The 20,760-nt window shown below is 70.2% G+C and carries 14 protein-coding genes and 2 pseudogenes; 9 read left to right on the forward strand and 7 right to left on the reverse strand.

Going from position 1 to position 20,760, the window contains the following annotated elements:
• Positions 1-15 precede the first annotated feature (15 nt).
• Positions 16-3,105 (forward strand): hypothetical protein, encoded by a 3,090-nt coding sequence (locus ACIPYQ_RS26355; protein WP_401255678.1) that lies wholly within the window; start codon positions 16-18, stop codon positions 3,103-3,105.
• A gap of 88 nt (positions 3,106-3,193) precedes the next feature.
• On the opposite strand, the gene ACIPYQ_RS26360 is transcribed toward ACIPYQ_RS26355, so the two are convergent.
• The 3 genes from ACIPYQ_RS26360 to ACIPYQ_RS26370 form a co-directional block, all read right to left on the reverse strand.
• A complete protein-coding gene (locus ACIPYQ_RS26360) occupies positions 3,194-4,441 on the reverse strand; it encodes a tyrosine-type recombinase/integrase (RefSeq protein WP_401255681.1) in 1,248 nt (415 codons plus the stop codon).
• Positions 4,442-4,498: 57 nt separating this feature from the next.
• On the reverse strand, positions 4,499-4,777 hold the full coding sequence (locus ACIPYQ_RS26365) for a helix-turn-helix transcriptional regulator (protein ID WP_401255790.1): 279 nt from the start codon (positions 4,775-4,777) through the stop codon (positions 4,499-4,501).
• A gap of 246 nt (positions 4,778-5,023) precedes the next feature.
• On the reverse strand, positions 5,024-5,263 hold the full coding sequence (locus ACIPYQ_RS26370; protein ID WP_242707646.1) for a helix-turn-helix domain-containing protein: 240 nt from the start codon (positions 5,261-5,263) through the stop codon (positions 5,024-5,026).
• 568 nt (positions 5,264-5,831) lie between these two features.
• Here ACIPYQ_RS26370 and ACIPYQ_RS26375 point away from each other — a divergent pair.
• From ACIPYQ_RS26375 to ACIPYQ_RS26395, 5 genes and pseudogenes are all read left to right on the forward strand, one after another.
• Complete coding sequence (locus ACIPYQ_RS26375; RefSeq protein ID WP_401255684.1) at positions 5,832-6,752, forward strand: hypothetical protein; 921 nt, start codon at positions 5,832-5,834, stop codon at positions 6,750-6,752.
• Complete coding sequence (locus ACIPYQ_RS26380) at positions 6,749-7,447, forward strand: ATP-binding protein (RefSeq protein ID WP_401255687.1); 699 nt, start codon at positions 6,749-6,751, stop codon at positions 7,445-7,447. The genes ACIPYQ_RS26375 and ACIPYQ_RS26380 overlap by 4 nt, the downstream gene beginning before the upstream one ends.
• An 855-nt stretch (positions 7,448-8,302) precedes the next feature.
• The gene (locus tag ACIPYQ_RS26385; protein WP_401255690.1) at positions 8,303-8,659 is read left to right on the forward strand and encodes a plasmid mobilization protein; all 357 of its coding nucleotides are present in this window, start codon (positions 8,303-8,305) and stop codon (positions 8,657-8,659) included.
• A pseudogene (locus ACIPYQ_RS26390) lies at positions 8,656-10,354 on the forward strand (relaxase/mobilization nuclease domain-containing protein). The gene ACIPYQ_RS26385 and the pseudogene ACIPYQ_RS26390 overlap by 4 nt, the downstream one beginning before the upstream one ends.
• Before the next feature lie 113 nt (positions 10,355-10,467).
• Complete coding sequence (locus ACIPYQ_RS26395) at positions 10,468-10,851, forward strand: hypothetical protein (protein WP_389565817.1); 384 nt, start codon at positions 10,468-10,470, stop codon at positions 10,849-10,851.
• 109 nt (positions 10,852-10,960) lie between these two features.
• Here ACIPYQ_RS26395 and ACIPYQ_RS26400 read toward each other — a convergent pair whose 3' ends face one another.
• Positions 10,961-11,515 carry a flavoprotein gene (locus tag ACIPYQ_RS26400; protein ID WP_389565820.1) on the reverse strand — a complete coding sequence of 185 codons (555 nt, stop codon included), beginning with the start codon at positions 11,513-11,515 and terminating at the stop codon, positions 10,961-10,963.
• Complete coding sequence (locus ACIPYQ_RS26405; RefSeq protein WP_401255695.1) at positions 11,512-12,789, reverse strand: helix-turn-helix domain-containing protein; 1,278 nt, start codon at positions 12,787-12,789, stop codon at positions 11,512-11,514. The genes ACIPYQ_RS26400 and ACIPYQ_RS26405 overlap by 4 nt, the downstream gene beginning before the upstream one ends.
• A gap of 176 nt (positions 12,790-12,965) precedes the next feature.
• Between ACIPYQ_RS26405 and ACIPYQ_RS26410 the strand changes: the two genes are divergently transcribed.
• The 3 genes and pseudogenes from ACIPYQ_RS26410 to ACIPYQ_RS26420 all read left to right on the forward strand — a co-directional run.
• Positions 12,966-13,406, forward strand: a complete 441-nt coding sequence (locus ACIPYQ_RS26410) for an ATP-binding protein (RefSeq protein ID WP_401255698.1) — start codon at positions 12,966-12,968, stop codon at positions 13,404-13,406.
• Between the two features lie 4 nt (positions 13,407-13,410).
• Positions 13,411-14,730, forward strand: a complete 1,320-nt coding sequence (locus tag ACIPYQ_RS26415; protein ID WP_401255701.1) for a UDP-N-acetylglucosamine 1-carboxyvinyltransferase — start codon at positions 13,411-13,413, stop codon at positions 14,728-14,730.
• A 248-nt stretch (positions 14,731-14,978) separates the two neighbouring features.
• Positions 14,979-15,053, forward strand: a pseudogene (locus ACIPYQ_RS26420) (RidA family protein); the annotation flags it as partial.
• Positions 15,054-15,071: 18 nt separating this feature from the next.
• Here the strand turns inward: ACIPYQ_RS26420 and ACIPYQ_RS26425 are convergent.
• A complete protein-coding gene (locus ACIPYQ_RS26425) occupies positions 15,072-16,934 on the reverse strand; it encodes a caspase domain-containing protein (RefSeq protein ID WP_401255704.1) in 1,863 nt (620 codons plus the stop codon).
• Positions 16,931-20,659, reverse strand: a complete 3,729-nt coding sequence (locus ACIPYQ_RS26430) for a CHAT domain-containing protein (protein ID WP_401255707.1) — start codon at positions 20,657-20,659, stop codon at positions 16,931-16,933. Before ACIPYQ_RS26430 ends, ACIPYQ_RS26425 begins: the two co-directional genes overlap by 4 nt.
• Positions 20,660-20,760: the final 101 nt, after the last annotated feature.

The following is a 20,760-nucleotide window of genomic DNA, read 5'->3' on the forward strand; positions in this document are numbered from 1 at the left end:
CCCTAAGTTGCCTTCATGACTGCCGAGAGGACCACAGACCGTCAGGCGTGGTGCCAGATGGGCTCGGAACACGCCCTGTTCCGCCGCCCCGCGTTGACTGCACCCCCGCTGGTGGTGTCGTCACCCCACCTGCTCAACACGCACGATCTCGATTGGGAGAGCGTGGAGTATCTGATCGCGTGGCTCGTTCGGAAGGTGGAGGGGTGGGAGGAGACGTGGATCTACGGCGAGCGGGGCCAGAACCAGCACGGCATCGATGTCGCGGGCGTGACCGGCACGGAAGTCGCTGTGTTCCAGGCCAAGAGGCTGAAGACCTTCACGTGCGAGGACCTCGAGAGGGCGGTCGACCGCTTCGTCGCAGGCAAGCGGCCTTTGGGGGCCACCCGTTTCGTCGTGGTCACCACTCACGATGCAAGTCGCACGGAGATCCAGGATCGCCTCATGGAGCTGCGGCAAAGACACCTGGATCTCCAACTCGAACTGTGGAATAGGAAGCGTCTGTCCGATGAGCTGCGGCCGCACCCGGAGATCGTGACCGCCTTCTTCGGGGCGGCAACGACCCAGGTGTTCTGCCCGCCCCCCACGCCGGAGGAGCCGGCTCCTGCCGTGCTGGAGTGGCAGCAGGTGGACGTCGAGGCCTTGCTGCGAGGCCCGGTGGCACATCTGGGGCTTTCCGAGTACCTCGCTGAGGGGGACCAGGCCCGCGAGGACGAGCCGGGCCGGGCTGCGGAAGTGTACGCATACATTGCAGAGCAGCTCGAGCAGACGCTCTACGCCCCATTCGCGAGCTGGATGCGGGCACGGCAAGCAGCCGCTCTTCATGATGCTGGCGAGCACGATGCCGCTCTTCGTATCGATCTGCAGAATATGGCGCGCGACCTATCAGACGGCCTCGCCTTCGAGGCCCGGCGCACCATCACCGCGCTTTCTGAGCAGCAGGTCGAAGGGGACGACGCACTGATCCGCAGCATCAACACCCTCGGCTGTCTCGCCGAGTACGAGTTCGAACACGCCGTGTCACTCGACGACGTCGCCGGGTATCTCGACGTTCAGTCCCCGGACGACCCCAGTGTGCAGCTCGCGGCGGCTCTGTTCACCGAACACGCAATGGCGGCACGCAGGCCGGATCTACTTACGAAGCGGCTGGGCCTGCTCGAAGCGATCATCGTCGCCGGGACAGCCGGCCATCTGGACACGGCCCGACTGCGAGCGAGCCTTGCGGACGCGGATCCCTCGGGAAGCACGTGGCGGAAACTGCACCGAGCCGCGCGGCACGACTACCGAATGGCCGTGCGCGCTCTGCTTGCCGCCCGCCGTGCCCGATTCCTAGTCATCGGCGGTGACGCCGAAGGGGCCGTGGACGGCTACTACGACGCTATTGAACACTCTCTCACTGCCGGCACCCACGGTGACGCGGAAGAGTGGCTCGCAGCCCAGCGACTCGTGATCAGCCGTCACGCCACTAGCTCTCAGGACTACCTCAAAGCCATCGACGCGCATACCTTCCAACGAGTCCTGCGGCAGGCCGGTGGCAACAGCATCATGCCTGTGGCATCGAACCACCGTGATCCAGCGATGGCCACGCTCCTCCGCGGGAAGCACCAGGACGCGCGCCAAGACCAGCTGCAGTATCGGCGCCGCGCGTTCGCCCTGGGCAGTTGGGCCCACGAGCGGGAAGCGGAAGAACTCCTGGCCCGCCTGTACACGGCTGTCGGCGAGACGGTTCAGGCGATGAACCACCTGATCAACTCCGGCATCGCGAACGCGGCCAAGCAGGTGCGCACCTTCTTTCCTGCTCTTCCTCCCGAAGCGCTTGCCTGGGCCCCGCCCGCAGACCTTCGTGACCGGCCAGTGTGGGAGCGCACCTGTGCCTTCGCCCTCGCCGGTCGGATGGCCGACATCCTGACCGACAGTACCGCCGAAGTCTGGATCGAAGAGGCAATCAGAGAGGTAGAAAAACCCACTCCCCGAACCAGGGCCGTTACCCCTCCGACCGAGTCCGCCTGGGGCATCATCAGGGCACTCGCGGTGCTCACCACACCCGAACAGGCTCGCCGGGCCGCTGGCAGTCCGGGGGTGATCGAGCGAACCACTGCGGACACCGCGAGGGCACGGATCCGGGCCCTCGCCGCGCTGGCTGGCGTCCACGAAATTCTCGGCCCCGGGGCCGCGCAAGACCTGGCGCGGGCCGCTCTGACTAGCGACTACCTTCTCGATGAGGTTCTACGACATGCCCAGGACCTCTTCATCAAGCATGCATCGGTGATCTCGAAGGAGTGCACGGCCGCCGCAATGGACGGCAAGGTAGGTGCTGTCCGGCTCCTCCTCCTCGCGGACGCTGAGCCCGGCATCTGTCGACAGGCGGTTGCCGACTGGCTGCAGCAAGGCGGAGCCGGCGACAGCAATCTCAGCGGGACAGACCTCATCGCGATCGGTGCACGGCTCCTGCCGGTGGAGCAGATCGCGCCGCGGATCGAATCCCTCGCAGAACAGATCACAGCACCTCGTGATCGCGACGATCAGTGCGCCGCGATCACCGCGCTGGGCTACGCCGCCGAGGTGCTGCCCATTCAGCAGCGGCGCCCCTACGCCGAACTGGCTCTGGCAGCGGCGCGAGGGGAACTGCCAGTACCTGCCGACGAGAACCTCCCAGACCATCCACTGGACCGCTTCCGCTTCCTCATGAGCCCACCCATGATCCGTCCGCAAGCCCTCGTCACGGCTGCCCGTCTGGGCGCTTCGAGTGAAGCGACAGCGTCAGCCATCGCCGTCATCGCCCTGAAGCAGCTATCTCATGCCACAGACGGCGAGGCCCGTCTAATCGCACGAGCACTCGGCCATCTCGACCCGGCCCATCTACCGCCCCTGACAACCCTTGCCGTCCACCAGCAAGCTTGGGCCCGATGTTTTGCTGCCAGAAGCCGACAGGGGGACGAGGCCACACTCGAACTGTGCAGGGAGCTCCTAGCGGGTGACACGGACTGGCGCGTGCGGGTCAACATCGCTCAGAGCCTCCCCTGCAACCACCCCCTCCTTGTGCAGCTGCAGCAGGACCACCACCGGCAGGTGCGAACAGCCGCCACCAAGATGGACAGTGCCGTGTGAGCCTTCGGCCAAGTCTGTCGTTCACCAGGCCACCGCACACCGCCTCCTGCCCGACATCTGGCACAGCATCTGCAGTGCCAACCGTTATTCACGACACGACCAACCCGTCAGGTACGTACTCGGGCACCGTGCCGAGCAGTGCGTCGATGGCCGCGCGGCCCTTGCCGCCAGCCTCCGGCATGAAGTGGGCGTAGTGGTCGAGGGTGATGGTCGGACTTGAGTGACCGAGCCACCGGGCGAGCGTCACGATGGACTCGCCCGCTTCGAGGAGGACCGAGGCGTAAGTGTGCCGGAGCACGTGGAAGCCGTCCTTGCGGGAGGCCTTCCACCGTGCACCCTTCTCCCGCACGGGAATGACCCCGGCCGCTGCGAGGGCTGGCTTCCACGCCTCGTCGTTGAAGATGTTGGCGCGGATGGCGTTCCCGTACGTCGTGGTGAGGATGAGCGGGAAGCTCTGCTTCTCCCGGTCGGGCTCCGGTCCGCCCCAGGGGAGCTCGACGTCGACCGCCGGATGGTCGAGGAAGTACGCGGCCAGTTCCGCAGCCACCGAACGGGGCATGTCGACGATGCGCGTCTTGCCACCCTTGGGCAGGGCGAAGTAGAGGCGCCCTGAGAGGAGTTGCACCTGCCTGCGCACTCGGATGACACCGCGTTCGAAGTCGATGTCCCTCGGCGACAGCCCGAACACCTCTCCCTGACGCAGCCCACACCCCAGCGCGACGACGACCGCGATCCGGTAGCGGGGATTGATCACGTCCCGCACCCGCTGCGCCGTTACCAGCGGCCACGCGTCACGATCCTCGTCGGGGGCCTTCGGCCAACGCACCGTCTTGGCCCGCATCGGGTTGCGGACCAGGCGCTTGTCGTCGATCGCGGTCTCGAAGATGTTCGACAGCGAGGTGAGGATCTGCCGGGCGTACCGCGGAGAGCACTCGCCTTCGAGCGTGGCTATGTAGCCGCGCAGGACGGTCGCTGATACGTCGCGCAGCGCCACCGCACCGAGGTGCGGAAGGATGTGGAGTCGTACACGCTCGTCAACTCGCTTGACCGTGCCGGGCGCGCCGCGAACGCCGGCGCGCCAGTGGCGCGTGACGAAGTCCGTCAAGGTGATGGAGCCGTCGCGCGGGTCGACGAACTCGCCCCGTTCGCTGTCGGTGCCAGACCGCCGGAGCCACCCCTTGGCGTCCTCCAGCACGTCGAACGACATGTCCCGGACGCCCGGGATTCCAGCGACACGATACCGAGACCCCTTGCCGTAACGGGTCGTACGCTCGCGCTTCCCTGTGACGGGATCCTTCTTCTTTTTGATCCAACGGTCTTCGATATAGCCAGCCAAAGAATTCCTCGGGGTAAGGGTTGGGCGTAGGGCGGGCGGTAAGGCCGGGTAGATCGGTCAGGCCGTGGCCGAGTACCCGGCGCGGCACTGCGGGGCGGCATTCACCGGATTTAGGGAAGTGTTACTGCGGGAGTCCGCTTGCTCCTGTTCCCGGATCCACTCGTCAAGAGCTTCGATCCGGTACATCACACGTCCACTCCGCCCCATTCGAAAACTTGGCGGACCTTGGCGGCGATGCCGCCACACGTAAAGGGTGGCGGGCGACAGCCCCAGGTATTCGGCGGCTTCACGCACGTTCAGAAAACCCCTCCCCAGCGGCGACACACGGGGAGACATACGGACATTCGCCAGCAATTCACTGTCACGAGCAGCACTTCGCACGTATCGAAACCTTCGGGGTCTTCCGTCGACAACCTGTGGCGACGGACATCGGGCATGACGAGTCCGCCCCCGCTTGCTGTCAGGCAGGTGGAGCGGACTACTTCTATGGTCTGGAGAATCCCCGGTTTGACTGACCGGGGATCGTCGGGTATAAGCCGGGGCGACGTCACCGCGCACCCGCCCGGACCCCTACGTCGCGGGCTAGAGCAGGGCGAGTGGGGAGACACCGAGGGCGGCCGCAATGGCGACGAGGTCATCCACGTCGCAGCGCCGGCGGGTGCGTTCGATGCGGGACAGCATGGTGTTGGTCATGGGATGGCCGAGCTCGGTGACACGGGCAGCGAGCTCACGCTGGGCGAATCCGCGCGAGGTGCGCAGCCGCTCGATGGCGTGGGCGGTCCGTTCTCCGGCGGGACCGATTTCCGTAGCTCTTCGGGGCATGCGTCTGTTGTAGCTCGGGTTCCCGGGTTCACGTAATCGCGGAAGCCCAGACATGGGACTTTGGGGCCGGTTTCGCGGAGAACGAACTGGCGATTCCCGCATAGGCAGCCATTGCAGAACTACGACCCATCTCGGATCACAGAGGTACGCACACCATCAGTGGCTCCGGGCGGCGGAAACATAGATCGCCTCACCTACCCCGGTCAATGGCTTTCGGGGTGCGATCTTCGCCGCTCTCCCTACGCCGTCGACTTTTTGGCCAACCGGGGATTCGCCCTTACTGTGAAGACGTTCGCGATCAGCGATGCGCTCTGACGCTTTTCGAGTGCGGATTCACTGGACTTGCGCGGGCTGGGTGTGGCTGTCTTGGCCAAGCACCCCTGACAAAGGAATCGGCTCCCGGCGTTGCAGCGCCGAGAGCCGATGGGAGCCCCTTGTCCAAACCGTCCACTCCTGAACGGATCTGAGGAACGTCTATGCCCCACAGTACGGCCGAAGCAGCCGTCCGCACACCCGCGCCCACCCCGGCGTCGCCGTCCCAGCAGCAGACGAAGGCGGGGCGATAGGCGTGGCACGCATCCGCACCATCAAGCCGGAAGCCTTCAGCTCCGAATCGCTGGCCGCCGTCAGCATCACCGCGGAGCGGACGTTCTTCGGCCTGCTCACCCAGGCCGACGACCACGGCCGGTTCCGTGACCAGTCCGCCGTCATCGCAGGCCTCTTGTGGTCCCTGCGCCCCGAACACGGCCCGATCGAGGTCGAGGACGACCTCACCCAGCTCGCCGGCAATGAACTCATCTGCCGGTACGAGGGCGAGGACGGCAAGCGATACCTGCACATCGTGACCTTCTCCAAGCACCAGAAGGTCAACCGCCCCAGCGGTGTCCGGCACCCGAACTGCCCCTACCACGACGGCGGCCGGGTACCCCTGACTTCACCGCTGGCGCAGGGAGGGCTCCGTGAGGCGTCCATGCACCATCAGGCACCCGCCCCGGAGCTCGCACCCACACCTCATGCCGCTTCGATGATCCCCGTATTCGCAGGTCAGGACGGGTTCACTGAGCCCTCCGAGCGGCATCAGGGAGAGGTGCGGGAGCCTGCGCCGAGCCCTCAGGGTCCGGATCTAGGACCTAGGATCATGGATCTAGGATCTCCGTTGGGAGGCGCGAGCGTCCCCGCCACAGCCCAGACCGCAACGGCCCAGCAACTGGTCGCCGAGTACGCCGCCGCGTGCGGTAAGCGCCCTCCGGAGAGAGTCCTGGGCCACGTCGGCCGGGAGATCAGCAAGCTGCTGCACGAAGGCATCGACCCGGACCACATCCGCGCCGGGGTCGACCGCATGCGCCTCAAGAGCCTCTACCCGAGCCTGCTGCCCAGCCTGGTCAACGAGGCCATGAACCCGCCGCAGGCCGCTGCTGGCGCCCGCCGGGCCCCTCAGCCGTACACCAACCCCGCTGACGCCGAAGCCGCTTACGGAGGCCAGCTGTGACCACCGCGACCCGCGAACCCCAGCGTGCCGGCGCCCTGGCAGCCCGTATGCAGGCGATCCTCGCCGCCAAGGGCATCGACCCCGACGCCGCCCCCGCCGGGCCCACGGTGGAGCCGGTGACCGCCCTGGAACTCGCCGACCGTCGCATCCCGCCCCGCTACCGCGAAGCGCTCGCCACCCAACCCGAAGTCCTGGGCTGGGTGGAGGCGGTCACCCACGCCGGACGGAACGGACCGGCCGGGACCTGGGGCATCGCCTACGGCCCCTCGCTGCTGATCGCCGGGCCCACCGGCATCGGCAAGACCCACCAGGCGTACGGAGCCGTCCGCTCGCTGCTGGCCGCCGGAGTCCGCCTGCGCTGGCAGGCGGTCACCTCCGCCGACCTCTACGCCCAGCTCCGGCCCCGGCCCAACCACGACTCCGAGCGGGAGATCCAAGAGCTCGGCCGGTGCCCGCTGCTGATACTGGACGACCTCGGCGCGGCCAAGCAGTCCGAGTGGACGGAGGAGCTGACGTACCGGCTGATCAACCGCCGCTACACCGAGATGCTCCCGACCCTGATCACCACCAACCTGCCGATCGCGGAACTCCGCAACGCAGTCGGGGACCGCGTCGCCTCCCGCCTGGCAGAGATGACCACCCGCGTCATCCTCACCGGCCCGGACCGCCGACGCGCCCAGCCGTCGGGCTCCTGACCACCACGGTCCCCACCCGGGTCGGTCCCCGTCATCGTGGGGACCGAACCACTGACCCGAGCCGTTCGGGGACCGTCCCCACCCCGGTCCCGGTCCCGTCCCCATCACGGTCCCCAACCCGGTCCCGGTCCCCGCCTGACAGCGGCCTCCCCCAGGAGGGGACCGACAGCAGTCGATCGGGGATCGTCCCCTGATTGCGCTGCGCGCGCCGGGCACCACGGGGACCGGTCCCCAACTCTATTTCCGCAGGTCACCCCCACCTGACATCCCCCGACTCAGTGGGGACCGTCCCCACGGTCCCCACCATCCGGGACCACCCTGCGGCGGTTCGGGGACCGCCCCCGCCCACGACTACGGGGACCGAGACGGGACCGGTCCCCCACGCCCCTGCCGCTGGGGACCGAGTGCCTCCCCGAAACGGGGACCGTCCCCGCCCGGTCCCCGGACAGCACCGGCAGCGTCTCGCGTCACGAGCAAGCGGTCCCCAACCGGTCGACCCCGCTCAACAGCCCCTTCACACGACCAGCCTCTACCTCTTCAAGGACACGCATGCACAACCCACCGCACGACCGTCCCAGCCACGACGAGCACATGCCCTCGCTTCCAGCCTCAGGAGGAGCAAGTTGTACCCAGAGCACTGCTCCCGTCGGGAGCAATGCTCTGGGCTCCCCCGCCCCAGGGGTGGCGGGAGCAGACCGGCACCAGGGGGTGCCGGTCCTTCGGGACGCGGCCAAGGCCGGATCGCACCACGAATCGGAGGGACAACACACCTGCCACACACCCCGCTGCACGCACACCACCCCCACGACATCGCACGCGCGCCAGCGTGAACGCCTACTCGCCGAGAAGAAGCGCGTGCACCAGCCCAGCTGCCGCATGAACGACGACGAATTCCAGCTCCTCACCCACGCCGCGTCTGCCTGCCACATGAGCATCGCCGGCTTCCTCGCCCACGCCGCTCTGAAGGCCGCACGCGACCTCGAACATACCGAAGCCGAGATCGCCACCCATCGGGAGATGGCCAGAGAGCTGTTCGCGCTGCGCAGGGCCCTCGGCCAGATCGGAAACAACCTCAACCAGGTCGCCGCCGTCCTGAACTCCGGCGCCGACGCCCCGCACGCCAAGGCGGTCCTCGACGCCGTCCAACGGACCGCCGAGCGCGTGGAGGATTTCACCCAGCGCTACTTGGAGACGGAGACTCCCGCCGGATGATCCCCCGCGTCCACAAGATGGGCACCCGCACCATCGGCCTGATCCGCTACCTCTTCGGCCCCGGCACCCACGAGGAACACACCGACCCGCACCTCGTGGCGGCCTGGGACAGCCTCGTCCCCGACCCCGGACGCAACCCGAAAGCCACTTACGCGGACCTGCAAAGGCTCCTCGACCAGCCCGTCGAAGCCCTGCCCACGTCACGGCGCCCCACCGAGCACGTGTGGCACCTGTCCGTACGGGCCGCGCCCGAGGACCCGGTCCTCAGCGACGAGCAGTGGGGCGACATCGCCCGCCGCATGGTTGCCGCCACCGGCATGGCCCCCGAGGGCGACACCGCCGCCTGTCGCTGGGCAGCCGTCCGCCACGCCGACGACCACGTCCACATCATCGCCACCACCGTCCGCGAGGACGGCCGCCGGCCCCGCCGCCACAACGAAGCCAAGCGCTCCCAGGCCGAAGCCCGTCTCGTCGAGGCCGACTACGGCCTGCGCCGCCTCAACACCGGTGACGGAACCGCAGCCCAGCGCCCCACCAGCGCCGAGCGTCACAAAGCCGCCCGCCACCAGCGGGAACGCACCCCGAGGGAGGAACTGCGCGAGAGCGTCCGACGCGCGGCGGCCGGTGCCCGGAGCGAGGAGGAGTTCTTCGGCCGCCTCACCCATGCCGGTGTCCTCGTAAAGCAGCGCGTGGCGCCGTCCGGGGACCTCCTCGGCTACACCGTGGCCCTGCCCGACGACCGAAACAAGCACGGTGAGCCCGTCTTCTACTCGGGGTCCAAGCTCGCCCCCGACCTCTCCTTGCCCCGCATCCGCGAACTGGACCCTGCCGGCAGAACCCTCCTCGGACGAGGTCATCTCACAGGAGCAGCCCGCCCTCCCGCCGGTGACCGGCCCGGCGTACGCCCGCCGCCGCGCGACCACGGCGACCTGGCAGGCGCTGCTGCTCATCGAGCACGGCGACGACGGCACGGCAGCAGCCCGGATCGCCGCTGCCGGCGAGGTCCTCGACGCGCTCGCCGGGACCTCCGCCGCCCACACCCACCGAGAACTCCGGGATGCAGCCTTCGCGTTCGAGCGGGCCTCGCGCTCCCACGTCCGCGCCGTACGCGGGCACGACCGCGCCCTGCGCCAGGCCGCGCACGACCTCACCCACAGCGGACCAGCCCTCGGCAGCGGAGAGGACGGCGCCACCACCGCCATGCTCATCGACACCGCGTTCTTCCTCGTCACCACGGCGGCGAACTGGCACGCCAAGAAGCACCACGCCCAGCAAGCCGAAGCCGCCCATCAAGCCGCCGAACACCTGCGCGCCGCCTACGAGATCGCGGCCGCCCATCCGATGTCCGTGCTCCACCAGCGGGGCCGCTCCCTGTCACTGCAGCGACGACAGGCAGCCGTACTACGCCAGGCGCTGCCCGAGATCGCCGAACAAGTTCTGGCCGAGCCGGGCTGGCCCGCCCTGGCGGCCACCCTCGCCGATACCCGGGCCGCAGGCCACAACCCGGACCGCCTCCTCGCAGAAGCCACGCGGCACCGGGAGCTGGACAGCGCCACCTCCGTCAGCGACGTCCTCGTCTGGCGTCTCCGCCGTCTCGCGCACCTGCCTGCCGATCCCGCAGCATCGCTCCCCCGGCGCGCGGCGACCACACAACCGGCTCCGAAGGTCGCGAACAACGCCTCCCGCCGCCGCTGACGCCCGGACGTGGCCGTCCCCTACATAGCCGACGATCCCCGGTCAGCCAAACCGGGGTTTCTCCGGAGCATTGAAAACATCACCACCGGCCCCGTCCCGTAAGGAACCCCCGCATGCCCGAAACCGAACTGCGCATCGAAATCATCGCCCTGCTGTTGGACGCGGACTTCAAGCTCCGACCCGACACCAACACCTGGTCCCACAGTGACGGGCGCCCCTTCACACGGGCCGAACAGGTCACCGCCTTCCAGGCCACGCGCGCCGAACTCGAAGCCGTGGCAGCACTGAGCGCCCGCAACGCCGCGGCTGCCCTCGAGCAGGACACCGCCGTGGGGGCCCTCACCGAGCTCTTGTTCTCGTACTTCGCTCGGCACCCCGAAGCCCGCATGGTCATGGACGTACTCCCGCACATGACAGAGGAAGACCGCGCCGAGTACGAGCGCCTGTGCGCCATCGCCGCTCCGGATGGCGGCATATACCTCCCCTACGAAGACTGACGGGCCTGAACAGCACTCTGCGACCGGTGACCGGGTACCTCCCGGTCACCGGTCGCAGGCATTCCCAATGTGCAAATCCGGCAGGCCTTACCCACTGGCAGTCGCAGGATCAGTGGTGGGCGGCCCCTGCCGCCAGCAACGGAGCCAGGAGGTCAACGGCTTCCTCCCAGCGGAAGCGGTCGGCACCGCCGCCGGACTTCGGGCGGTGAGGCTCGTAGCTGCCGACCAGAACACCCATCTCGCGCAGCTCTGCGAGGCTCCGCTGGTACGCGCGATGGGCCGCAAGGGCGGTGTTCACGTAGGGCAGGACGGCGGTGGGGATGCCCATGCCCGGAGCCTCGCAGAGGATGCCGAGGGCGAGGTTGTCCGCGAAGCCGGCCGCCCACTTGTTGACCGTGTTGAAGGTGGCCGGGGCTACGGCGACCGCATCGGCGGGCGGGAAGGACCGTGCGTCGCCGGGCGCGCGCCAGGCGGAGCGAACGGGGTAACCCGTCCGCTCCTCGATCTCGGATACGTCGAGGAAGGGAAGCCCCTGCGGGGTGGCGACGACCCCGACGTCCCAGCTCCGCTCGTGCGCGGCGTCGATCAGCTTGCCGACGTCGCCCGCGATCCCGGCCGCGCAGACGACGACGTACAGGAAGGGCTTGCGCTGCGGCTCGGTCACGCGGGTACTCCCAGTCGGCGGCTGAAGTGGTGGAGCTCTGGCAGCGTACGCCGACGGTCTCGGGCTGCCATGTCGGCGACCAGGTCCCGGACGGCTGGGCGTCGGACGTCCTGGGCTGCGCAGGTCTCCGCGATCCGCAGGGCCTGGTAGCCGTCGGCGAGGCGGCCCTGCTGCGCGTAGGCACGGGCGGCTTCCACCCAGAGGGCGGCCCGGCGCTCGGGAACCGGGATGTGGCGGCGCATGAGCGGACGGGCGATGTCGATGGCGACGCCCGCATCGCCGAAGGACACGGCCGCGCTGACCTCGTGGAGGGCCACGTTGGTGGGGCTGAAGTTGGCCCAGGCGTCGGGGTGGTCCAGGGCGACGTACTGCGCCACCTCCTTGGCCTCGGCCAGGAACTCTGCGGTGGCAGCGCGGTCCCCGGCCCTACTGGCAGCCGTGACTCCGCGCAGTAGCAGCAACCCGAGCACGGAGAGGTGGTGGTGGGGCTGCCGGTCGTACGCGCTGGCGAGTTGTGAAGCCGTGTGCTTGATCAGTGTGACGGCCTGGCCGGCGTGCTGTTCGCGGACGAGGACGTGCGCGTGGAGGCGGACGCTGGCGGCGAGGACGAGCGGATCACCCGAGCGTTCGGCCTCGGCCATCGCGCGCCCGACGGCGAGCCACGCCGTGCCGGGGTCTCCCTGCTTGAGCAGGAGGCTGGCTGAGGTCTGGTAGGCCGTGGCCAGGAAGCGAGGAAGCTCCTCGGCCTGCGGGGAGTCGGCGATGCAGTGGCGAAGATCGGCGATCAGGCCGGGAAGGGTCCGCTCCAGCTCCGCGTAGTCGCACGTGCTCCAGAGGCGCCGGATGGCCGTGGCCCGGTTTCGTAGTTCCCCGGACTCCGGCGCTTCCGTCGTCGGAGGCGCCTGCATCCCGGGCAGGAGTGCCTGGACGAGCGCGGGGTGCGCAGCCGTCGGCGCGACCGAGGCTGTGAGTGCGGTGACGCTGGCGGCAAGGAGGGTACGGCGGCGCAGCATTTCTTCTGTCTCCGGGTCGTGGGGATCGGCTTCCGGGGCGACCTCCGCCAGACCGAGTCGGGCCGGAGGAATGCGCAGGATGCGGGCGACGTCGTGCAGGACCCGGATGTCGTCCGTTCCGCGTCCGCCCTCCAGCCGACTGATCTTCGACTGGTGGTACCCCAGCTCGCCAGCCACGTCCGCTTGTGAGCGGCCCTGTAAGACCCGAGCCCGGCGGATCAGTTCACCGATCCGGTGCACCTCGCCCTGCGTGTCGACCATCTCCGCCACGGCCCCTTCTGCCGAGACCGATCCTGCCTGCTCAACCGAGCCTAGCTGCAACGAACTTGCCCGCCATGCACAACGTGCATGAACGATGCAGGGGCTGCGCGGCCCGTCGCGCAGCCGCCTCCTGACCCGCTTGCCTGGTGGAACCGCACCCCTCCAGGAGGCTGCTCATGGAAGTGCACGAGGTCACGCTGGCCGTCACGAGTACGCCCGAGGGCGCCGCTCGTGCCCGGCACCAGGTGATGAACGAGATCAGGGGCTGGCGCTCGGTCATCGGCACCGACGGCATGTGCGTGGCAGAGGCCGTAGCCGGCGAACTGCTGGCGAACGCCGTTCAGCACACGGGAAACCAAGCTGCTTCCGTAACCGCTCGCCTGCGCGGGAGCCGACTGCGCTTCGAGGTCCGCGACCGCAGTTCCGTCCTCCCCCACGCACGCCCACCCCGCACGGACACCGAGGACGGCCGCGGGCTGCTGATCATCGACGCCCTCGCCGACCGGCACGGCGTCGACCACGGCGCCGGCGGCAAGTCCTGCTGGGCCGAGCTCGATCTGTCCGCACCCATCTCGGTCACGCCATCCATCACGCAACCTCCCCTGCAAAGGAGTTGAACGCATGGCACCCCATCAAGCTCTTGCGACGAGCGCGGAGGTCATCGCCGTACGTCCGGGGAGTCCCCTCTCCGGTTCGGTCACCGTCGACGGCTCCAAGAACGCCGCCCTGCCGCTGCTGGCCGCTGCAGCAGCCGTACGCCGGACCGTCCAGCTGGAGAACGTCCCCGCCAGTGCCGACGTCCACTGGATGCTCACCCTGATCCAAGGGGCGGGCTGGCACGTCGCCCGGGCCGTGGGACGGCCCGACAGCGTGGTGATCATGCCCCCTGCCGGCGTACCCGCGGAACCCGACCTTGCCCCGGCCGCACGGATCCGCGCGTCGTACTACCTGGTGCCCGCGCTCCTTGCCCTACAGGGGAGCGCCCGGCTGCCCTGGCCCGGGGGATGCCGGATCGGGGAGCGCGGCATGGACCTGCACTTCAAGGTGTACGAGGCGTTCGGTGACCGTGTCGCCGTCCATGACGAGGGCTATGACGTCGAGGCCGGTCGACCCACCACCGGAACGGTCTCCCACACGCTGCCGTTCCGGTCGCGCGGTGCGACGGTCGTCGCCGTCCTGCGTGCGGTCGTCGCGGGCCGTGCGCTGCGCCTCGGTCGGCCAAACCTGTCGCCGGAAGTCCTCGCCGTGCTGGACGCCCTTCGCTCGGTGGGATGGGAGGCCCGAGCCGGCGAACAGGTCCTGGACCTGAGCCCGGCAGCGGCATCACCGGCCGAGATGCCGGCCTGGCGCGTTCCGGGCGACAAGATCGAGGCAGGCACCCTAGCCTGCGCCGTCGCCGCCACCGGTGGGACCGTGCGCATCGAGGGCGTCCAAGGTCGGGATGTGGTGCCGTTGCAGGCAGCCCTGCAACGGCTGGGCATCCCCACCTCGGTACGGGAAGACGTCCTCCTGGTCGACGGGAGCGCCGCCCGGCCCACGGGCCGTCCCCTTCGCGCCATTGCCACACTCGCCACCGGCGGCCTGGACGCCGATTTCGAACCTCCCCTGATGGCACTGGCTCTCGGCCAGCCCGGGACACACCTGTTCGCCGACTCCATCAACCCCGGCCGCCACGGGAACCTGCTGCCCCAGTTGGCCCGGCTCGGCGCGAAGATCGAGGAGATCTCCCCCACCGAATGCCGGCTGACCGGCCCGCAACGCCTCACCGGAGCCGGGGTAGAGGCCACCGACATCCGCACCGGCTCCGCGCTCATGGTCGCCGCCCTGACCGCCCGCGGCATCACCACCCTCGGCGGAGTCGACCAGCTCCGCCGCGGCCACGCCGACCTGCCCGGCAAGCTCCTCCACCTCGGCGCCGACATCTGCGAGGTCGCGCCATGACCACGCCCCGTTCCCTACGACAGATCATGGCCACCACCGCGTCTCTGGAACCGCCCTGAGTTCCGTCGAGGCAGGATGTGACCTGCGCGGCAATCGGGCGCCCCGACGAACGGCAGTACATGGTGCTGCGAACTCCTGGGGTGGGATCCGCGTCTCCTCCCGCGACCACCGCTTCGGCCCCGAGCACGCGCCACCCAACTGTCCTTGGCCTGAGGCGAGCAGCATGTCGGCGGCTGGGACAGGGTTGGGCCGCCACCACCGTCTACGTCAGCCTCCCCTCGGGCCTCCTCATCGAAATCGACGCCCTCGCCGTCCTCGGCTGAACACCGGCGCAGCAGCGCTCACCCGCGCGGATGGCGGGGCTCCACCTCCGTGTCGCAGCGCAGCACTGTGTAGCGGAAGCCGTCGCTCAAGCGTCCGGAGTCGCGTACGCCGCTGAGGACTTCGGCGGCGACGCCCTCCAGGCCCGCTGGCAGGGAGCGCGGCTGCGAGGCCAGGGAGGACAGGTCTGTCTCGCGGTTGCCGATCAGGAGGGTCAGGGTTTCCGGCCGGGGCCCTTGGTACGGGACGTCCGATGGCCAGTAGATGTCGATCCAGCCGGAGTTCCAGATGCCGGGTTCCGGCCGGCGCGCGCTGCGTGCCGGGGCCAGCAGACAGCCGCTTGGCTCGTAATCGGTCACCATTGCGGTCCGCCCGCTCAGCCCGACGTCCAACAGCCACACGAAGAGCCGTTCCGGCGCATGGTTGACGACCTGGACGTGGTACTCGTCACCGTCCGCCAGCCGGTCGCCGGAGCGCAGCGGCTGAGGCGGTCCGCCGTGGCGCCGGCGCTCGAACACGGCCTCCACCTCGGCGTCCAGGTGCGCCGCGCCCGCGGCGTCGGGCAGGGCACGAAGGCGTTCGCCTCGGGCCAGCTCCTCCAACAGGGCGAGCAGGTGCCCGCAGCGGCCGGGATCGTCGGGAACCGGTGGGCGAAAGGCCAGACCGGCACGGTCGACGACCACCACGGTGTCTTCCGAGGTGCGGACCGTGGCAAAGGGCGGGGCGACCGGTCCCGCCACCGCCAGTCCGACCGAGCTGGGGAGAGCGGCGCGCAGGGCACGGGACAGCGGCCCGTCCCCGTCGAAGGCCAGGTACCGCCGGACCGCCGTACGCACCGGTATCGCACGGAGGCCCGGTACGCCGGCCTCCGGGGAGTCGAACTCCTGGGGCTTCGACAGCTCCGGGGGCGACTCCAGTTCGGCATCCGCGCCCCGTATCGCGGTGACCTTGACCTGCGGTGCCTCAGCGGGGGCCGTGCCTGGCACCACCAGTCCCACGATGTCGTCTTGCGCCAGACCCAGCACCGCGCCGCCGGGCACCACCAGGCGGCGCCCTCGCTGCAGCAGCGGCAACTGTCGGGCATGTTCGGCCGTTTCCGAGGAGAACGGGAGGAGAGCGGCGTGCGGCCCGCCGAGATCCGGGCGCTGCCGCACCCGCTGCATCACCCGGTCCTGTACCTGGGCCATCAGGGCTCCCCACGGCACCGGATGCTCCCGAGTGGCCTGCAGGAGCCGGGCGAGCTCCTCGGTGAACAGCCCGTTCCGCTCACCCGGCCGGTACAGGCTCGGAGCCTCGTACGCCTGCTCGTGCCGTTGACAGGCAGTCAGTCGTACGACGAAGGGGTCGGGCGCCGACAGCTCCCGGGACAGCCGGTCGGCTCGGGCCAGGGCCGCGTCCAGGGGCACGTCCCGGCTGACGGCCCGGACGGCCACCCGCGGGTCGCGTACGGCCCCGCCCGCATGGCAGCAGTCCAGAATCACCGTGACGTTCGGGGTGATCGCCGTCAGCCTGCGGACGGTGGCGGTCAGCTCCTCGACCAGCAGGCCCCGGAACTCGCCGGAGCTGCTGTCGTCCACGTCCGTGGGCACGAAGTAGTGCAGATAGGGGGAGCGGCGGGCACGGGCCTGTTCGGCGGCGTCGGGCCGTTCGTGCATAGCGCCGTGCCCCGAGTAGTAGAGCACCACGCCGTCCTCCTGCTCGGTGTCCCTCTCCAGACCGTCGAGCGTCTCGACGAGGGAGTGGTACCGGGCGCCGTCGTCCGTCCGGGTCCGGACGTCCCGGAAACCGCGGTCGTGGAGTACCCGTTCCATCAGCCGGACATCGGAGTGCACCCCCGACAGGCCGAACGTCTGGGCGCCGATCAGTACCGCGCGCAGGGTCATGACGTGGCCTCCTGAGTGCCGATGTGGACGAACGGGGCCCAGTGGAAGGGGTGTTCGGGTGCAAGCCCCGGTGCACGGGCGGACCCGCTGTCGCGGACCGTGCCGCGGGCCGCTCCGGCGGGCACCGGGCAGTCGGCCTCAGCTGCCAGCGAGGCGTATTCCTCGTCCCGTTCCGCGGCCGTCAGTGCGCGGACTTCCCGCTGCGCCTCGGCGAGGGCCGCGGCCACCCCCGAGCCGGGACCGCCAGGAAGGCGGGAGCGGGCGGCTGCCAGGTGACGGTACATGCGGATCATGGTTAGGGCGCCGCTGCGGTCGTCCACCGGCCACAGCGAGACCACCGCATGGTGGGCACCGGCCATCAGCGCCGAGCGGGCCAGCCCGAGGACATCCCCTCCCGAGGTCGCGGTCCCGCGCCCGGTGTGACACCCGGAGAGCACCAGCAGCTCCGGACCGGCGTGGGTGTGCAGGCCGTACAGGTCTCCGACGCTCAGCCCGTCGCGACCTGCCAGGACGAGGTGATTCCGGTTGGGGGACAGCTCGTCCACCATGCCGTGGGTGGCCAGGTGCAGGATCCCGCGCCCGGCGGCTGCCGTGGCGACCGCGTCCAACGTGGCCTCTGCGCCGCACAGCTCGTCGGCCGCGGGGAGCAGAGCGGCCGCGTGACGCACCTCGACGGCGGTGCCCGGAATCCGGTTGAGCCGCAGCGCAGGGTCGGTGGCCGGATCCCCCACCAGCAGCGCACTCCACGCGGCCGAAGGCGCGCTGCGCGCAGGGCTGCGGGTGAGCGCGGAAGCCGCGGGAAGGTAGGACAGGGTGTGGTGGTCGGCCAGTACGCCGCCTTCCCAGGGCAGGGCCTGGAACGGGAGCAGGGACATGCGCGACGTGGGCGCCAGCAGAACCTGCTGATGGTCCCGCAGTTCTTCGGCGAACGGTGTCAACAGGAGCCCGGCGAGCTCCGCGCCGACGCCCGTGTCACGGCCCAGGCCCGAGCACCAGGAGTGGAATCGCCGGGCCAGCCCGGCGCCTGCATAGGCCCACTGGCTCCTGCGCACCACGCGCACCCGCTCCCGGGTGACCGCCCAGGCGGCGAGGTCCTCGTCGAACAGGTGGTACTGGAGGAGCAGCACACCGGGCGGCAGGGATGCGGCTACCTCCTCGACTGTGGTGTGCTGCGTGCCGCGCCAGGCGGTGAGCGCGGCTGGGACGGCCCGTCGTACCCGGCGCTCGGCCGCGCCGAGATCCTCCTCGGCGCGCCGGCGGCGCTCCGCCGAATCCGGCAGCGGACGATCCGCGGCGGTGGTGCCGGCGGCCGGTCCCACAGAGGCTCGCCGGCGCAGCAGGGCCACCTGGTCCTCGTACACGGCGGACCAGCGCGAGTCGGCCCGCAGCCAGTCCCGGACCGTGCGCTCCTCCTCGGGCCCCTGTGCCATGTCCAGGGCGCGGACGCCATCGAGGAACCCGGACCGGGCGCGCTCCGACAGGGCGAACGCGGCGCGCGCGCCGATGCCGGCCTCGCACGCCTCGGCCGTGTCCCCGGTGACACCGTCCAGCGACAGGTGCGACAGCACCCCGGTGTGGTACAGGCTCGCCACCGTCCCGTCATCGGCCAGGGAGCTGCGCAGCGCATCGCGCGCCAGCCGGGCGCGATGGGCCTCGTAGTGGCCCAGGGCCTCCTCGACCAGCCCGAGGGCCGCGGAATGGTCGCCGATCGCCGCCGCGACCTCCGCCCTCAGTCCCGCCAGCTCCCAGGGACGCCCCGGGAAGGCCAGCGCCCACTGGTCCAGACCGCGCGCGGCCTGCGATGCCTCCTGCGCCTGCCCGGCGAAGAGCCGAAAGTAGGTCAATTCCCAGGCGTTCAGTGCCCGGGACTCCGCAAGCCGGTCGAGCAGGAACCGGGCTTCGTCCATGCGGCGAAGGAGGAGCAGGGTGGCGAGGGCCGTTCTGACGTCCCGGCAGGCCAGCGCCCGGTCCAGGGCCTCTTCGCCGAAGGTCCGGGTGCGCTCCTCCAGGCCGGCCAACGCCGCGGCCCGAGCCCGGCTGTAGGCGGCGTAGGCGCGGGCACTTTCGGGCGAGCCTGCGAGGTCGGCGTCGTAGATGAGCTGCTCGGCTTCATCTCCTTCGGGAGTCGCGGCGGGAGGCGCTTGCGGCTCTTCCCGCCGTCGGCGCGGGGACGCCTCCGCCAACCGCTGGGTGCGGTCGGCGGCCAGCGTGAGCAGGTCCGGGTCGGCCAGGCCGGAGGCGGCGCCCGTGAACCGCATGGCTGCCAGCATCGCGTTCAGGTGGGCGACCAGGTGCGGCTGTTCACCCTTGTGATGTTCTTCCGCATGCGCCAACTCGGCCTCGCGGCCGGTCAGTTCCTCTTCGGTGAGCACGATCTCCGACAGATCGTGCGCGGCCCCCTCGACGCTGTGCCGGGCAGCCCGCGCAGCCGAGTCCCCGACCAGTGCGGCGGCCAGATATTCGGCCTGGGTCGCGCGTACGGCATCCCCTGCGGAGCTCCACCGTGTGGCGCGCGCGGAGAGCACAGTGGACAGACTCCGCAGCCAGCCGTCGCCGCCATGCGTCACACCCCACTCGCGCACGGAAGCGCACTGCTCATCCGGCACATCGGCCCCGTCCTCGATCAGGTCGAGCCAGGAATGCACCTGAACGAGGGAGCGGAGGGCCCCGTCCCCGGCGCGGACCGCGAGTGTCTCGGCCGTACGCAGGAATCCGCCGCGGTCAGCCGAGCCGCGCAGCCGGGCGACGTAGGCGCGGCGCAGCAGAGCGCCAGCTTCTCCCCGGTGGCAGCGCGCACGGCGGTAGAGGCCCGCCGACTCCTCCCACCGGCGGTCTGCCGTGTCCAGGTCGGCCGCGGGCAGTTCCTCGGCGGGCAGACGCCACTCCGCGCCCCCCGGACGGCCCAGAGACCAGTCGCCTTCGATGAGCGCCGCCCAGCCCTGGAGCGCGAGGTCGTCCGGGGCCGCGTCGAGGGCGGCCCGCAGGCGTTCCTCGGCCTGCGCGCGGGCGCCGGCCCGGTGCCACAAGTCGGCCAGGAGGAGCCGCAGAGCGGCATGCGCCGACCGGGAGAAGGGGTGATCAGGGTCAGGCTCGGCGAAACGGCGGAGCAGGATGTCCTCCGCCAGCCGGGCCATCTCCAACGCCTCGGGCGACGGGGTCGCCAGACTGTCCGCCGCGCCCTCCAGAGCGGGGATGAGCGCGGTCTGTTGGAACACGCTGTCGTGCGTGACGTCGGTGTGCGCCACGTCGCTGAGGCTGCGCTGGACGGAGAGCACTTCGGGAAGAAGGCTGCCGGCGAGGAAGGTGAGGAGCCGGGGGAGCCCGGCCGGGGCATCGGCGAGCGGTTCGTGGCCCTGTCTGATCAGCAGCATGAATTCCATCAGCTGTTGCTGGTCCCCCACGGAAGTGCTCCAGCCGCCGGGGGCGTGGCCCAGTTCCACTGCCTGGGCCGCGACGCGCAGCGCGGTGGTGACCGCGGCGGCTCCGGGCGGGGCGTCGGCCGCTCCGGCCTGCGCATCGAGGGCGGCGAGAGCGCGCCGGGGCTCCCCGGCGCTCAGGGCCGCCGCGGCCACGGCCCAGGTGCGGCCCGGTTCACGGGCTCCTTCCACGCGGAGCGCGGCGGGGTCGGGCCCGTAGGGCAGCGGCAGCGGTATGCAGAACGGGGACAGCGCGCCGAACCGTAAGAAGTCGGCGGGCGTCAGGTTCGGGTGCGGTGTCGCGGTCACGGGAGGTACCCCTTTCAGAAGTACGGGGTGAAGGTTCGGACCTTCCCCAGGTCGCGGAGGCGTGGGGAGAGTTGTGACGCGGCGCACATCATGCCGAACAG

Origin of the sequence: Streptomyces sp. NPDC090045, assembly GCF_044747975.1 — a bacterium.
Taxonomy (GTDB): domain Bacteria; phylum Actinomycetota; class Actinomycetes; order Streptomycetales; family Streptomycetaceae; genus Streptomyces.

What these genes read in the sequence shown, in the direction of transcription:
- ACIPYQ_RS26415 (WP_401255701.1), top strand. Translation starts at nt 13,411, where the DNA reads ATGGCACCCCATCAAGCTCTTGCGACGAGCGCGGAGGTCATCGCCGTA.
- ACIPYQ_RS26410 (WP_401255698.1), top strand. Translation starts at nt 12,966, where the DNA reads ATGGAAGTGCACGAGGTCACGCTGGCCGTCACGAGTACGCCCGAGGGC.
- ACIPYQ_RS26370 (WP_242707646.1), bottom strand. Translation starts at nt 5,263, where the DNA reads ATGCCCCGAAGAGCTACGGAAATCGGTCCCGCCGGAGAACGGACCGCC.
- ACIPYQ_RS26405 (WP_401255695.1), bottom strand. Translation starts at nt 12,789, where the DNA reads ATGGTCGACACGCAGGGCGAGGTGCACCGGATCGGTGAACTGATCCGC.
- ACIPYQ_RS26365 (WP_401255790.1), bottom strand. Translation starts at nt 4,777, where the DNA reads ATGTCTCCCCGTGTGTCGCCGCTGGGGAGGGGTTTTCTGAACGTGCGT.
- ACIPYQ_RS26425 (WP_401255704.1), bottom strand. Translation starts at nt 16,934, where the DNA reads ATGACCCTGCGCGCGGTACTGATCGGCGCCCAGACGTTCGGCCTGTCG.
- ACIPYQ_RS26395 (WP_389565817.1), top strand. Translation starts at nt 10,468, where the DNA reads ATGCCCGAAACCGAACTGCGCATCGAAATCATCGCCCTGCTGTTGGAC.
- ACIPYQ_RS26355 (WP_401255678.1), top strand. Translation starts at nt 16, where the DNA reads ATGACTGCCGAGAGGACCACAGACCGTCAGGCGTGGTGCCAGATGGGC.